10 protein-coding genes are annotated in these 14,557 nt (G+C 56.4%); 1 reads left to right on the top strand and 9 read right to left on the bottom strand.

Features of this window, described 5'->3' with window-relative positions:
* Positions 1 to 328: 328 nt before the first annotated feature.
* The 3 genes from JT718_RS14045 to JT718_RS14055 form a co-directional block, all read right to left on the bottom strand.
* Positions 329 to 1,108: a TIGR02757 family protein gene (locus JT718_RS14045; protein ID WP_205503341.1), complete on the bottom strand. Its 780-nt coding sequence runs from the start codon at positions 1,106 to 1,108 to the stop codon at positions 329 to 331.
* Positions 1,109 to 1,329: 221 nt separating this feature from the next.
* Positions 1,330 to 2,298 (bottom strand): LysM peptidoglycan-binding domain-containing protein, encoded by a 969-nt coding sequence (locus tag JT718_RS14050; RefSeq protein ID WP_205503342.1) that lies wholly within the window; start codon positions 2,296 to 2,298, stop codon positions 1,330 to 1,332.
* Positions 2,299 to 2,676: 378 nt separating this feature from the next.
* Positions 2,677 to 5,145 (bottom strand): type IA DNA topoisomerase, encoded by a 2,469-nt coding sequence (locus JT718_RS14055; protein WP_205503343.1) that lies wholly within the window; start codon positions 5,143 to 5,145, stop codon positions 2,677 to 2,679.
* Positions 5,146 to 5,456: 311 nt separating this feature from the next.
* Here JT718_RS14055 and JT718_RS14060 point away from each other — a divergent pair, with 311 nt between their 5' ends.
* Positions 5,457 to 6,983, top strand: a complete 1,527-nt coding sequence (locus JT718_RS14060; protein ID WP_205503344.1) for a hypothetical protein — start codon at positions 5,457 to 5,459, stop codon at positions 6,981 to 6,983.
* A 112-nt stretch (positions 6,984 to 7,095) separates the two neighbouring features.
* Here JT718_RS14060 and JT718_RS14065 read toward each other — a convergent pair whose 3' ends face one another.
* From JT718_RS14065 to JT718_RS14090, 6 genes are all read right to left on the bottom strand, one after another.
* Positions 7,096 to 7,752, bottom strand: coding sequence for a carbonic anhydrase (locus tag JT718_RS14065; RefSeq protein ID WP_240337096.1), 657 nt, complete (start codon positions 7,750 to 7,752; stop codon positions 7,096 to 7,098).
* A gap of 16 nt (positions 7,753 to 7,768) precedes the next feature.
* Positions 7,769 to 9,331 carry a SulP family inorganic anion transporter gene (locus JT718_RS14070; protein WP_205503345.1) on the bottom strand — a complete coding sequence of 521 codons (1,563 nt, stop codon included), beginning with the start codon at positions 9,329 to 9,331 and terminating at the stop codon, positions 7,769 to 7,771.
* Between the two features lie 281 nt (positions 9,332 to 9,612).
* Positions 9,613 to 10,998 carry a sensor histidine kinase gene (locus JT718_RS14075; protein ID WP_205503346.1) on the bottom strand — a complete coding sequence of 462 codons (1,386 nt, stop codon included), beginning with the start codon at positions 10,996 to 10,998 and terminating at the stop codon, positions 9,613 to 9,615.
* On the bottom strand, positions 10,995 to 11,678 hold the full coding sequence (locus tag JT718_RS14080; protein WP_205503347.1) for a response regulator: 684 nt from the start codon (positions 11,676 to 11,678) through the stop codon (positions 10,995 to 10,997). Before JT718_RS14080 ends, JT718_RS14075 begins: the two co-directional genes overlap by 4 nt.
* Before the next feature lie 157 nt (positions 11,679 to 11,835).
* A complete protein-coding gene (locus JT718_RS14085; RefSeq protein ID WP_205503348.1) occupies positions 11,836 to 12,942 on the bottom strand; it encodes a hypothetical protein in 1,107 nt (368 codons plus the stop codon).
* 2 nt (positions 12,943 to 12,944) lie between these two features.
* The gene (locus JT718_RS14090) at positions 12,945 to 14,546 is read right to left on the bottom strand and encodes an FAD-dependent oxidoreductase (protein WP_240337097.1); all 1,602 of its coding nucleotides are present in this window, start codon (positions 14,544 to 14,546) and stop codon (positions 12,945 to 12,947) included.
* Positions 14,547 to 14,557: the final 11 nt, after the last annotated feature.

Here is a 14,557-nt window from a genome sequence, read left to right on the forward strand (position 1 = left end):
GGCTCTTTGATGCAATTGGTTTGTTTTTGAGAACTCCAATGAGGCCGAAAAGTGTAAGACATTCTACTAGTTAGATTCTTGGCATCGCAAAGTCTACAGGGATTGTTGGTGAAAACACCTTCCTCTACTCTGTCATCCTGAAAGGATCTTGTGAGCGAACGGTAGTAGCGTTTCTCTTGTGCTTTTCTAGTTCGCCCACAAGATCTTTCCAAGATGACAAAAGGGAGGTAAAGATGATAAGGAGGTAAAGACAATAATTAGATGAGTAGAAGCCCTAGCTGATTATGGCCAGTGTTTATATTAGTTTATAAGTTCAAACCAACTTCACTCAGAACTTCTCCTCTATACCTAACCCGAACAGCGCATAGTCATACTTCACCGGATCTGCCGGATCAAACTGCTTCAGGTTCTGGGTCAGTTCTTCGGCCATGGCCCAATCTGACTGCGCTCGTTCAATGAGGCCTAGTTTGCGGGCCACCCGTTGCACGTGCACATCACAGGGGCAAACCAAATCGGCGGGTGACATGCGGTTCCAGATCCCGAAATCTACGCCCTGCTCGTCTTTCCTCACCATCCAGCGCAGATACATGTTGATCCGTTTACAGGCCGATTTTTTGGCCGGCGTGGAAATGTGCTTGCGGGTGCGGTGCGGGGCCTCCGGTAAGGAAAAGACTAGGTTATAGAAAAAGGACAGCCGTGACTTCTGCTCTGATAAAGGAGCGGCCGGGTAGCCCAGAAATGCTTCTTCCAGGCTCTGGTGCTGCTCGTAGAACCACCTGAAGAAATGCACCAGATAAAGCAGATCAGTATCATTGAAGGTGCGGTGCTTGAACCCGAGAAGCTGTTTCAGGTCCCCGTCCTGGTGCTGGGTAATGAACTGGAACGGGGCATTGTCCATGCGCTGCATCAGCTCCTTACACTTGTTGATGATGGTTTTGCGTTGGCCCCAGGCTAGAATAGCCGCAAAGAACCCCGAGAGCTCAATGTCCTGTTTCAGCTGGAACAGGTGCGGAATGGATACCGGATCATGCGGGATAAAGTCTGGCGTGTTGTAGCGGCGGTAGCGGTCTTCCAGCAGAGCTTCCAGTTGGGCGGTGGTGTAGGACATCAGTTCAAGTTGGAATAAGGAAACGTGAAGTAGGTATTAGGAAAAAGCTATCAAGGTTAAATCCGCTCTTCCCTGGCATAGGTAGTCTTAAGCTATACGGTACCTCGGCTCTGTTTTCGGGCTACTTACGGGAAAAACGCAAAGAAACGAAAGGAGGCAAAAAACGGCACCAGGCTGGTTTCCGTTTTTTGCCTCCTTTCGGGAAAATAGCTTGAAAACGCTTAAGGCATGTACGACACTTCTACCCTAAACCGCTTGTCCACGGCGCCAATCTGCTGGCAGGCTTTCTTGGAGAGTTTTACCACCAGTTTGTCGTTGTCGCCGGTGGAGGGCAGTTTACCGATCACGCGCACGTACACGGTCTGGTCGTTCATGGGGTTTTTCACGGCCATGATGGTGCCCACCGGGGCGGTCTTATGCAAGGCCAGGAATTTATTGGCATCGGTGCGGGTGTCAATCTGCTCGGCCATGCCGCTCTCGTTCACCCTTGACACGTACTCGGTGGTTTTAGAGGAAGTTTTCTCATCGTCGGCATCTCCCTTGGCAGCGGCCGGTGAGGTGGTTTTGGCGGTAGAAGCAGCCGGTGTTGCTGGGGTGGCGGGCTGCTTGGGGGCAGTAACCACATCGTCCGACTCGGGCACGTACACCTTGGCGTCAGCGGTGGCCTGCGAAGGCGTGGCCCCTACTCCCACAATGAGGTTCTGGCCCACCACCACTTTAGAGGCGGTAAGTTTGTTCCACTTCATGAGGTCGTCTACCGTTACGCCGTGCTGGTTGGCAATGGCGAACAAGGTCTGGCGGGGTTGCACCTTATGGATTTTGTTGCCTTTGGCGTCTACCACGTAGGTGCGGTTGGCCGCCGGGCTGGTGGTAGCCCCGGCTGGTTCAGTGGGCGTGGCTTTGGTCGCGGCGGAGTTGCTGGCTTCGGCTTTGAGGGGAATCAGCACGGTCTGCCCCACAATCAGGGACTTGTCAACGCCTTTATTGGCCTCCACAATCTTGGCTACGGCTACCCCGTACTTGCGGGACAGGGCATAAAGGGTTTCGCCGGGGGTTACTTTGTGGGTAATGTAGGTTCTTCCGTTCTGGACTTTCACGCCGGTGGAATCACGGGCAAACAAGGTTTCGGCCGAGGCGGCCCCGTACGATACCAGGAGGCAACCCAGAACAAATGCAAACTTCTTAAACATGGACTCTACTTCGTTTTTCTAATACACTAACAGGGACAACTTCCCACGCCGGAACAATGCACGCTTTCTCGGAAAAGAGAAAATTGGTGATCCTTTCCGGAGGGCTACCCTGGAGCACCAGCCGGGCCTTAGAGGGCAAAAACGGCTTCTCTAGGGGCTGGTGAGGGTGTAAGTTACCAAAAAAATCATAAACCAACGTTGTTTCCCCTTAAAGGGTTACACATTAGCGGTATGGCGCCGGCCCCAGAAAAATCTTTCTGCCGGGTAGCACGCCTGTACCCCACCTGCAACAGAACGCTTCGGGGAGGGCTTTTCTTTTACCCTTGCCGGCTGAATTTCCCGCCTGCTCGTGCCGGTGCGCTGGTCCTGCCTTGGTACTTAGTGAAACAGGTAGACCACTTTGTAGTCCTCGTTCAGCTTGAGGGCTGCCTCAAACTTATTGCCGGTCTTGGGTGAGGTAAAGCCTTTGATCTTGCCGGTCTTGCCTTTGAGCACCAGCGCCTTGATGTGGCTCTCCGACAGGGTTTTGCCGTGCAGTTCAAACGGCACCATAAACTGGCAGCCTTCCCGGAAGCGGCTGCAGCCGTAGGCGGTCTTGCCTTTCAGCATCTGGCCCTGGCTGCACTTGGGGCAGATCATGACCACGGGTTTCTGTTCCTTGGCCTCGGCTCTTTCCAGCTGCAGTTCATGGGTGGGCGTCAAGGCAAAACTGGCATCAAACTTCTCGCCGGAGCCTTCCTCCACAAAGCCTTTCACCACGGCGCTTTTCCCTTTCTTCAGCAGGGTCTGCACGTGCTTTTCTGTGAGCGGTTTGCCATGGAACGTCATAGGCAGCCGGAACTGGCACCCTTCCCTGAAACGGGCGCACCCGTAGGCCGAGCTTCCTTTCAGGATGTGCCCGGTGCCGCAGGCGGGGCAGGCGCCCAATCCAGCTGCTGGAGCAGAGGCGTTTTTGGGCTCTTTTTTGGCTTTCTCCCCTTTTTTGGCGGGCTCTTTCTCTTTGGCGGGCGCAGTGGCGGCTTCGGTAGGCTGCAGGGTAACCATGTTCGTGTCCTGCTTCACCTCCTGCACCATTTCCCACACCAAACCCTTGAGCTCCTGCAGGAAATTTTCGGCCTCAAATTCGCCGCCCTCAATCTGCCTGAGTTTCTTCTCCCACTGCCCCGTCATCTCCGCCGATTTGAGCGTGGGGTTTCTGATGACCTGAATCAGATCGATGCCCGTTTGGGTGGGCAGGATTTTCTTTTTCTCCTTCCGGATGTAGTTGCGCTTGAACAAGGTCTCAATGATGGCCGCCCGGGTAGAAGGCCTTCCGATGCCGTTTTCCTTCAGCGCCTCTTTCAGTTCCTCGTCCTCCACCTGTTTTCCGGCCGTTTCCATGGAACGGAGCAACGTGGCCTCGGTAAAGTCCTTGGGCGGACTGGTGGATTTGCGTTCCAGCAGCGGCTCATGCGGGCCGCGCTCGCCGGCGGCAAAGTGCGGCAACACCGCTAAATCCTCTTCCTTCTCCTCGCCTTCGGCGGAGGGTTTGGCAGCGGGCTTGGGCGTGTTCTGAGGTTCCTCGGGGCCGTAGACCACGCGCCAACCGGGCTCCAGAATCTGCTTGCCTCTGGCCCGGAACGCGTGCTGCGCCGCCTCGCCGTTCACCACCGTGTTGCTCACAATACAGTCTGGGTAAAACGCGGCAATGAAGCGCTTGGCCACCAGGTCAAACACCTTGGCCTCGGTGCCGTACAGTCCGCGGGCATCAGCCCCGGTGGGGATGATGGCGTGGTGATCGGTGACTTTGTTGTTGTTGAAGACCTTGGCTGATTTCCTGATCTTCTTGCCCAACAGCTCCTGCGTGAGGTGCTGGTAATCGTGCAGACCGCCCAGGATGCCGGGGATCTTGGGATAGATATCATCGGGCAAGAAGGTGGTGTCTACGCGCGGGTAGCTGACCACCTTTTTCTCATAGAGGCTCTGCACCGTTTTCAGGGTCTCATCGGCGGACATCCCAAATTTGTTGTTGCACTCCACCTGCAGCGAGGTGAGGTCAAACAGGCGCGGGGCGCTCTCGGTGCCGCGCTTGGTTTCCACGTCCTTGATCTCGAACTCGGCGGGTTTGATCTGCTCCAGAATGGCCAGGGCTTTGGCCTCGTCTTTGAACCGGCCCGAGGTGCTGCTGAATGTCACCTCGCGGTACACGGTTTTCAGCTCCCAGAACGGCTCGGGCTTGAAGTTCTGGATCTCCAGGTGACGGTGCACAATCATGGCCAGGGTGGGCGTCTGCACGCGACCCAAGGAAAGCAGTTGCCGCCCTTGCGCGTATTTCAACGTAAACAGACGCGTGGCATTGATGCCCAGGAGCCAGTCACCAATGGCGCGACTCTTGCCGGCTTGGTACAGCTGGTCAAACTCTTTGCCGTCGCGCAGTTGCGCAAAACCCTGCCGGATGGCTTCCTCGGTAAGAGAAGAAATCCAGAGGCGTTTGAACGGTTTGCGGTATTTGGCCTGGTGCAGGACCCAGCGTTGAATCACCTCTCCCTCCTGCCCGGCATCGCCGCAGTTGATCACTTCCTCGGCAGATTCCAGCAGCTTTTGAATGACTTTGAACTGCTGCTCTACCCCTTTGTTGCTGATGAGCTTGATGTCGAAACGGTCCGGCACCAGGGGCAGATCGGGCAGGTACCAGCGCTTCCAGTGGGGGTTGTAATCGTCTGGCTCGCAGAGCTGGCAGAAGTGCCCGAAGGTCCAGGTGACCTGGTAGCCGTTGCCTTCAAAGTAGCCGTCGCGCTTGGTTTTGGCACCAATCACGTGGGCAATCTCACGGGCTACACTGGGTTTTTCGGCGATGCAGAGTTTCAAGGCAGTATTGGGGAAAACAGGTCTAAAACGGACCCCAAAGGTACGCAAAATCCGGCTTTTTAGCTAGCAGAGAGCCATTTACCGCATATATCACTTTTTAGATATTACGCCATTTTCGCAATGGTTAATCGATTTCGCTTATCAATTACGAATCAACTGATTAGCCTCACTGATGGTCTTCGCAAGGCCATCGGCTTTGTACTGATTTATGGATTTTATACTTAACAAAGCCCCAACCGCCTCGTATAAAATAATCCGGTGCCACGGGTGGCATTGGGTAATCCATCATTCACCTTTAACATAAACTAACTATGAAAAATCGTGAGCATACAGGGTACGATGCCTTTAACACGTACCGTTCAGGAAACGAAAACACCAATCGTAGTGAATGGGGCAGCATGGGCAATCGGACCACCGGGTATGGCAATAAGGACTACAAATCTTTTGGCGGAAGTCATAACGCTGGCAACACCGGCGACCGCGGCGAGAGCAATTTCAGTAGCCGCGGATCTGTGTTCAGCGGCAACAACGATGACCGCTCTGAAAGCCACTACAGCAGCCAGGGTTCTAACTACGGCGGCAACCAATACCGTTCTGGAAACCAAAGCGGCTACCAGGACCAAAACCGCAGCAACCAAGGCGGCCAGTACGGCAATTCCAGCGGCTGGAGCGGACACTCCATGCAGGGCAACTCCATGCAGAGCGGCTCCATGCAAAACCGGGGCGGTTCTGGCCAGGGCATGAGCGGTGGCTCTAACTATGGTTCTTCCAGAGGCAGTGGCTCTTCCATGAGCGGCGGCTCCTCAATGGGCGGGTCTAACTACGGTTCGTCCAATTACGGACAAAGCGGCTCCTCCATGGGCGGCTCCCGCCACGACAGCATGAACCAGGGCGGCTATGGCTCCTATGGCTCCGGCAGCAGCAACCGCGGCGGCTCTTCTATGGGCGGGTCTAACTATGGCTCCTCTAACTTCGGCCAAAGCGGCTCTTCCAATACCGGTGGCGGCTCTTCGCATGACATTGGCACCTACGGCGGCGCTCGTTCAGGCTACGCCGGGTCTTCTTCCGGCCACATGTCGGGCGGTGCCATGGACCGGGGCAATGCCTACAGCAACTACGGCGGCTCTAACGACTACCGGGGCCACAACTCGGGCTACGGCTCTGGCTCCAGTTCAGACTACGGGAGCTCCCGCGGCGGCCAGTCTTCCGGATCAAGCAACTACGGCGGGTCTTATGGCCATAGCGGGTCTTCGTATGGGAACAATTCAGAGTCTTCTTACGGGCAGTCTTCCAGAGGCGGTTCTGGATACGGCATGAGCGGCAGCTCCGGCATGGGCGGAGGCTATGGCATGAGCGGTAGCTCCGGTATGGGAAGTGGCTATGGCATGAGCGGTAGTTCAGGCATGGGCTCTGGCTCCAGTGACCACAACCGGAACTCTGGCGGCAACACCAACATGTACGGCACCAATAACCAGAGCGGCAACCGCAGCGGCAACAGCAGCTGGATGAACGACGATGATAACGACCACGCCCGCTACAGCCACGGCAATGCCATGGAAAACCGGTATTCAGATGATTACAACCACCCAAGAAATGACAATTGGGGCAGTAATAACTACGATGAAGACCGGTACCGCAGAAACCGTAGCAACGACAATGACGACGACAACCGCGACGGCGAAGGCTTCTTTGAAAGAATAGGCCACGGCATCAGGGACGCCTGGAACAGCATAGCCGGCGATGATGACAACGACTATGACAACAGAAGCCGCAGAAACTCTTCTGCCGGCGGCCCTCCATACAACTACGGGTCAGGCTCTAACAATGCCGGCTGGTAGTTTGCCTTAAGCCAGATGGCTAAAAACAGAAAGCCCCACCTTGCGGTGGGGCTTTCTGCATTAACAACTAAACCATTTACTCTAATCTAATGAACTAAAACTAAGGGACTGCTTATTGCATGCCGTAAATATGCTCAAAGCGCTTGAGCATGTGCTCTTTCACGTTGAGGTTGTGCAGGATGCCTTCCCGGATGTCATATACCAGGCCGTGCAGCTGCGGTGGATCTTCGTCCTTCAGGGCGTTCTGGATGATGGAGGTCTTAGAAAGGTTGATCACTTGCTCAATCACGTTCAGCTCCACCAGCCTGCGGAAGCGCTGCTCCTCATCTGTGATAAAGTTGAACTCATTCTCGTGCAGCCTGATCACGTCTTTGATGTTGGTGAGCCAGTTGTCAATGAGGCCAAACTGCTTGTCGCTCATGGCGGCGGCAACCCCGCCGCAGCCATAGTGGCCCACAACCATGATGTGTTTCACCTTCAGCACTTCCACGGCGTACTGCAGCACAGAAAGCAGGTTCATGTCTGTGTGCACTACCATGTTGGCGATGTTGCGGTGCACAAACATCTCGCCCGGGGCGGTCCCGGAAATCTGGCTGGCTGGCACGCGGCTGTCTGAGCAGCCTATGAACAGGTATTTAGGAGTCTGGCCTTTGGCAGAGCGCTCAAAGAATTCTGGGTCATCTTCGCGCTTCTTCTCTACCCACTCAAGGTTTCCTTTAAAAATGCGCTCCATGTCTGGGTGCATTGGCGTTCTATTTATTGCTTCCATAGTTCTTATATAAAAATTAATGTGCGTCAATAGTGGCAACGGTTGGGATATCTTTCAGGGTTAGCCGGATATCTTTCTCATGGGCCACGGTCCTGAAATTCTGGATGGCCTCCAGCACGTCATAGTCAATGTAGGTAGACTGGGAGCCATCAATGATTACTTCGCTGCGCTCCGGCAGGTGCTCCAGGGTAAGGGCCACGCTGGCTTTGTTCAGGAAAGAAACGTTCTCGCTCAGCTTGATGTGGATCTTCTCCTGCCCTTCATGGTTCTCGCGGCGGAAAAAGTACGGCGACTTGTAGTTGGCTTTAAGAATGTAGAAGACGCCTACCACCAGACCAATGGAGATACCTTTCAGCAGGTCGGTGAACAAGATGGCCAGAATGGTGATGATGAACGGCAGGAACTGGTCCAGGCCCAATTTCCACTGCGTTTTGTACAGGGCCGGTTTGGTCAATTTGAAACCAACCACCAGGAGTACCGCCGCCAGGGCTGCCAACGGAACCAGGCGCAGCGCATCGGTCAGGAACAGGATACTCATCAGGAGGAAGATACCGTGGAAGAAGCTGGACATCTTAGACTGTGCCCCCGCGTTCAGGTTGGCAGAGCTTCTCACAATTACCGCCGTGATAGGAATACCGCCAATCAGACCACTCACCATGTTACCCACGCCCTGGGCCTTCAGTTCACGGTTGTTGGGGGTACGGCGCTTGTGCGGGTCCAGCTTGTCAATGGCTTCCACGCTCAGCAAGCTTTCAAGGCTGGCTACAATGGCCAGGGTTGCGCCCACCACGTACACCTGCGGGTTGGTAAAGGCGCTCCAGTCTGGGAAGCGCAGCTCGCTCAGCAAAGAGGCGGCCCCAGAGATATCAGGTAATTGCACCAGGTGCGTATCGGCAATGGCAAGGGCTGGGAAAGAGTTTTGGAACAGGAGGTTCAGGCCAATGGACACCAGCACGGCAATAAGGGCGCCCGGCACCAGCTTGAAGAACGAAATTCGCTGCAAAAAAGGACGGTCCCACAGCACCAGAATGGCCAGGGAAACCAGACCCACAATAAGGGACCCTACCTGCAGGCGGTTGCTGATGGCGTACCCAATCTCAGAGAAGGTATTGCGGCCATCTGGCTGCCAGAAGTTCAGGTCGCCCAGGAAGTCCTCGTCGGCGCCCAAAAAGTGCGGAATCTGCTTTAAAATAAGGATAAGCCCGATGGCGGCCAGCATGCCCTTGATCACCGAGGAAGGGAAATACAACCCAATAATCCCGGCTTTCAGGTATCCCAGCACAACCTGTAAAACCCCGCAGAGCACCACCGCCAGAAGGAAGACTTCATAGCTGCCCAGGGTCTGGATGCCGTTGATCACAATCACGGTCAAACCCGCGGCCGGACCACTCACGCTCAGGTGCGAGCCACTTAGCCACGACACCACCAACCCCCCCGTTACCCCGGCAATAAGCCCGGCAAACAGGGGTGCCCCAGAGGCCAGCGAAATGCCAAGGCACAAAGGCAGGGCCACCAAAAACACGACCAAGCCCGATGACAAATCTTTGCCAACAGAGTCAAACAATCCTCTTTCTTTCATACCGTACAATCTTTTGCGCTACATTGCCAAACTGGCAACATTTCTTATGCTTTTTGATTTTTCTTCTGCAAAACTCAGAAAAGGGTATTAAGATTGAATTAAAACCAAATTAAAATTTGATTAAAATAAACGTTACTCCTTTAAGCCTTTACAGGTATTATAAAGCCAACGGGGCAATAGAAAGAGGAGAAAAAGCGGCAAAAAACCCGTTTCAGCGCTGTTTTCTTAAAAACAGCGCTGAAACGGGTAAACATTAAAGTAGGCTAAGTGACGGCTTAATTTTAAATACGGATGACCCCATACAGCTTGGGCAGGGTGATGGACACCTCGGTGCCCTCGTTCAGCTGAGAGCGCACCGCAATGGTGCCCCGGTGCAGCTGAATGATTTTCTCGGCGAGCGGCAACCCAATGCCGTGGCCCGAGATTTCCCGCACATTCTCGGCCCGGAAGAACGGCACGAAGACCTTGCGCACGTCCTCGGGGGCCATGCCAATGCCGCGGTCCTGTATCCGCAGCACCAGCGTGCGGGCCTGCACCTCAATGGACACCGTGATGATTACCTCGCCCCGGGAGAACTTGGCGGCGTTTTCCAGCACGTTCACGGTGGCAATGAGCAGCAGCGCCTCGTTGCCCCTGATCATGAGTTCATTGTCGTCCTCGGGCAGGTTCACAAAGTCCACTTCCACCTTCATGTGCGGCTGGCGCTTGCGGCCCTCGGCGCAGGCTTGCCAGACCAACTCATCCACGCGCAGATCGGTCATGGGAATCTTGGAGGAGTCGGTGCTGGCCTGTACCATCTGCAACAGGCCGTTGGAGAGCTGCGCCAGCAGTTGGGCATCTTCCAGAATGGATTGCAGCACGCGTTCATACTCCTCGGGCTGGCGCCGGTTCATCAGGGCTACCTGCAGCTCGCCAATCATGGCCGTAAGGGGGGTGCGCAGCTCGTGCGAGGCACTGGACACAAACGTTTTCTGTGACTCAAAGGCGGTCTCCAGCCGGTCCAGCAGGTTGTTGAAAGTCTGGGCCAGGTGGGCCACTTCGTCTTCGCCATCGGCTTGGGAGAGGCGCTGCCGCAGGTCTGAGGCGTTGATGGTTTCCACCTCAGACACCACCTTGAGGAAAGGCTTGAGGGCCGCCCGGGAGAAGGCCATGCCCGCAATGATCACCGTGAGCAGCGAGATCACAAAGCCCGTGATCAGGAGCGTGCGCAGGTGCTGTAGTTTGTTGAGGTTGTAGAGGTCAATGGATGAGGCCAGCACAAAGTAGACCTTGTTGGTGTGCCAGTACCGGATGCCGACTAATTGGCGGTCGCCCTGCTCCAGGCGCACCTCGCCGTCCTGCTTCAGCTTTTCCAAAAGCCTGGGGGGCACCACCAGTTGGTCGGCCCCGTCGGTGAAAAGCAGCCGGTGGTTTTCGTCATAGACCTTCACCACCTCGCGGGGCAGCATCTGGAAGTAAAGGCGCTGGTCAAGGGCGTGCTGCTGCTGGCTCACGGTATCGGCGTCCAGCACGTAGTGCGCCGTGGCGAAGGCCCGGTTGAGGATGCGGCCGTAGAAATCGTTCTTGCGGTACAGCGAGCTGAAGTAGTAGACCGAGATGGAGAAGAAAAGCAGGATGCCCGTGAAGATGCCGGCAAACTGCAGCGTGAGTCTGGTCTTGATTTTCATTTTTCCTCCATTTCCTTGAGTACATAGCCCATGCCTACCAGGGTATGGATCAATTTGGGGGAGAAGTCTTTGTCTATCTTTTTGCGCAGGAAGTTGATGTACACGTCTATCACGTTGCTGCCGGTGTCAAAGGAAGTCTCCCAGACCTGCTCAATAATGTCTACCCTGGAGACCACCCGCTCTTTGTTGCGCAGCAGGTACTGCAGCAGGGCAAACTCACGGGCCGTGAGGGAAATGGGCACGCCCTTGCGGTGCACGGTCTTTTTCTGCACGTCCAGCTCCAGGTCGGCAATCTTGAGGACCTCGGTGCCCACGCTTTCCTGCGACCGCCGCGTGAGGGCCCTGATGCGGGCCAGCAGCTCCTGAAACTCAAACGGCTTGACCAGGTAATCATCGGCCCCGGAGTCCAGGCCCAGGATCTTGTCATCGGTGCTGCCCAGGGCGGTGAGCATGAGGATGGGAACGGTCACGCTCTGCTGCCGGATGAGCTTGCAGACCTCCACTCCGTTCATGCGCGGCAGAATCACATCCAAGATCACCAGGTCATACTCGTTCTCCATGGCCAGCTTGGCGCCGTAAAAGCCGTCGTACGCCTGCTCCACCTCATACATCTGCTCCTCCAGGCCTTTCTTGATGAAAGCGCTCACTTTGGGTTCGTCTTCAATGAGGAGAATCTTCATGGTTCAAAGGTACAGGTTGGCAAGGCACAAACATAGGGAGTTTTTGCCCTCAATGGTGAAGGCTTCCGCGAAACTTCCCCAGCAAGGTCCCTTGTAAAGGGGTCCCCCCTCCTAGCAGCAGTTTCCGGCCCCTTTTCAGAAAAGTAGCCCCTAAACGCTAAGCGCCAGTTTTTCCTTCAGCCATGGGGTTGGGTTGGCGCTTACGTGAGGCTTTCCAGATAAAGCCATCCAGCAGGTAGTGCGTGATCTGCGGCAGCGCCAGCAAAGGCACCAGCACCGCAAGCACCACCCCGTCTTCCACCTGCGGCAGCACCTGGAAAGTAGAAAACACCTCCGGGTGCTCCCGCCACACCAGCGCATCCCAGAGCCCTTCCTCCAGGTAGGCCAGCACCACCACCAAGCCAATAAAGAAGCCTCCGCCCACCAGGCCCACGGTAAGCCGCTCCCGCCAGGTCCGCCGCACCGGCTGCACTAATCGGTTTTGGGGCCGTTTTCTGGAAATCCAGACCAAAGCCAGGTACGGGATGCCGTGGGAGACCACGTTGAACGTGGTAAAGATAAGATCGCCGTTGTAGTGCACTATGCCAATGTACCAGGCCAGAAAGGTACCGGTCATGACCAGAAAGCGGGGCAGGTTCACCCGCCGGTGCCGCCAGAATACCCACGCCTCCTTGCCCAGGTACACCAGGAACAAGGCAACATTCAGATAGGCCACCCAGGGCGCCGCCGCCGGAAAGGAGAGCCGGAGAAAGTCATCGGCTATAAACCAGTTGAAGTGGCGGCCGCCCTCCAAGTGCCAGTACAGCAGGGGCAAAAGCGTGGCGGCGTAAACGCAGAGGGTATCAAACCGGTGCTCGGCTCTGAGCCGGGGCTCTTTACGGGAGTACAGGCGCATAAACCCGTACTGCTGGCGCACAAAGTGGTACACCGCCAGGTAGGCCAGCACGCGCCAAAACACCCCCTCGCCCAGGGAGTACAGCAGCATGCCGCCCGCCCAGGCCCCCAGGGGCACCCACAGCAGGAGCCGCCTCCGGGTCAGGCGCGTTTCTTCCTCCAGATACGTCCTAAAAAGCGTGCTGTACACATGACCCACGTCTATGAGGAGCACCAGCAAGACCCACGCGGGCACCGGAAGGCTCTTCACGTGCTGCTGAAAGAACCCGGGGAACAGCACAATGGCCAGCAGGCAGAGAAACGGCGGCGACAGGATAAAGGCCCCATCTACCCAGGCTGAGTGCAGCCACGGCTGTTTTGGTCTCTCCATGGCTATACGGGTAAGAGTTGTTGCGCCGCCTTGATGCCCTGGTAAAAGGCTTCCTCAAAGATGGAGATGCCGCTCAGGTCTGAGTGGGCAAACACAATCTTCCCGTCCAGCGGCGCAGCGGCTTTTTGCCGCTCCTGGCCCCAGATAAAGCCCGGCGTGGGCCTGATCATGCCGTGCCCCCACACCCACAGGTCGGCCTGCTCCACTTCCCTGCGAATGCCCGGATGGGCTTTCTCCAGTTCCTGCAGCACTAGTTCGGTCCATTCTTCCCGCTTTCGGGTGAAAACGGCTTGCCGGGCTGCCGGCGTGGTATCTGGCAAAGGATAGTAGAACGTGATGACCTGCTTCTCTGGGAAGGCCTGCACGCTTTGCTGCTGGGCGTACACGTAGCCCAGGGAACGGCTGCCGTAAATGACGTTGTCCCAGCTCAGGGGCGTTCCTTTTCCGTTGGGTACTTTCTTGAGGGTAAGATTGGCCACCAGCCAGGGCGCGTACGAAAACCCCTGGGCAGCGGGTTTTGGGGCCGTTTTACTGATTTTGGCCACTAACCGCTCCCGCACGAACTGCGGGGTGGCCAGTATGCATTTGTTGGCCACCAGCCGGGTGGCTTGGTTAGTAGCCAGGTTCAGGTAATCAATCAGTACCTTGCCTTCTTTCAGCTCCAGGTTGTACACCAAGGCACCGGTCCTGATCTCTGCGCCCGTTTGCTCCCGCAGCCGTTCGGCCAGCCAGTGGTTGCCCTGGGGCCAGGTAAGCACGCGGTGCGGGTCTGAGTTGGCCGCCTGGGCTTTGCGGCCGGCAAAGTAATGGATACCGGCCCAGGCCGAGGTCTGCTCCAGCGTAGCCCCGAAATCATCCAGGCAGCAATACTCCACGTACCAGCGCAGGTACTCAGAAGTAAGGTTCTGTTGGTGCAGCCACTCCTGCATGGTGAGGGTATCCAGTTGCCGGAACTGTGCATCAGCAGAGGAGCTGTCCAGCGGAATGTCAAAGGCAAACCGGCCGTCTGCCCCTTTGGCCTGTTTCATTTCTTCCATGAGGGCCAGGAAGCGGTCTATCTGTTCCAGATCAGGTTGGGGCACGCTCCAGTGGGGTACCAGGCCCTCCTGCCAGTAGCCGTTGATGAAAAGCCGGTCCTCGGGGTCAAAGCAGAGGTGGTATTCGTTGTAGAGGGGCAGCCCGGCCGCATCATACCCGGTGATCACCCGGGCTTCCTCCAGAAACTGCAGCAGCTCCCGGTTGGCCAGGTTGGGCAACGGCAGGTAATGCGCCCCCCAGGGGTACGCCGACACCGCATTCTGCCCCGACTGGCTGTTGCCGCCGGTCTGGTCTTCCAGCTCCAGCAGGCACACCCGCGCCCTGGAATGTTTGCTCAGCCAACGCGCCGCCGACAACCCCGACACACCCCCGCCAATCACCGCCACGTCTATCTCTTCCGTTTGGGTGGGCACCACCGTAAGGCCGGTTCTGAGCAAGTGCCCCGCCTTGAACGAAGGCCCCAGCAAGCTGCCGGGAATGGGCTGGTTGGTTGCTGGGGTGCAGCTCACCAGGTAGCCGCCGCCGCCCAGCGCCAGGCCGCCCAGGGCCACCGCGCTTTGTTTCAAAAACCTTCTTC

Source organism: Rufibacter psychrotolerans (genome assembly GCF_016924645.1).
Taxonomy (GTDB): domain Bacteria; phylum Bacteroidota; class Bacteroidia; order Cytophagales; family Hymenobacteraceae; genus Nibribacter; species Nibribacter psychrotolerans.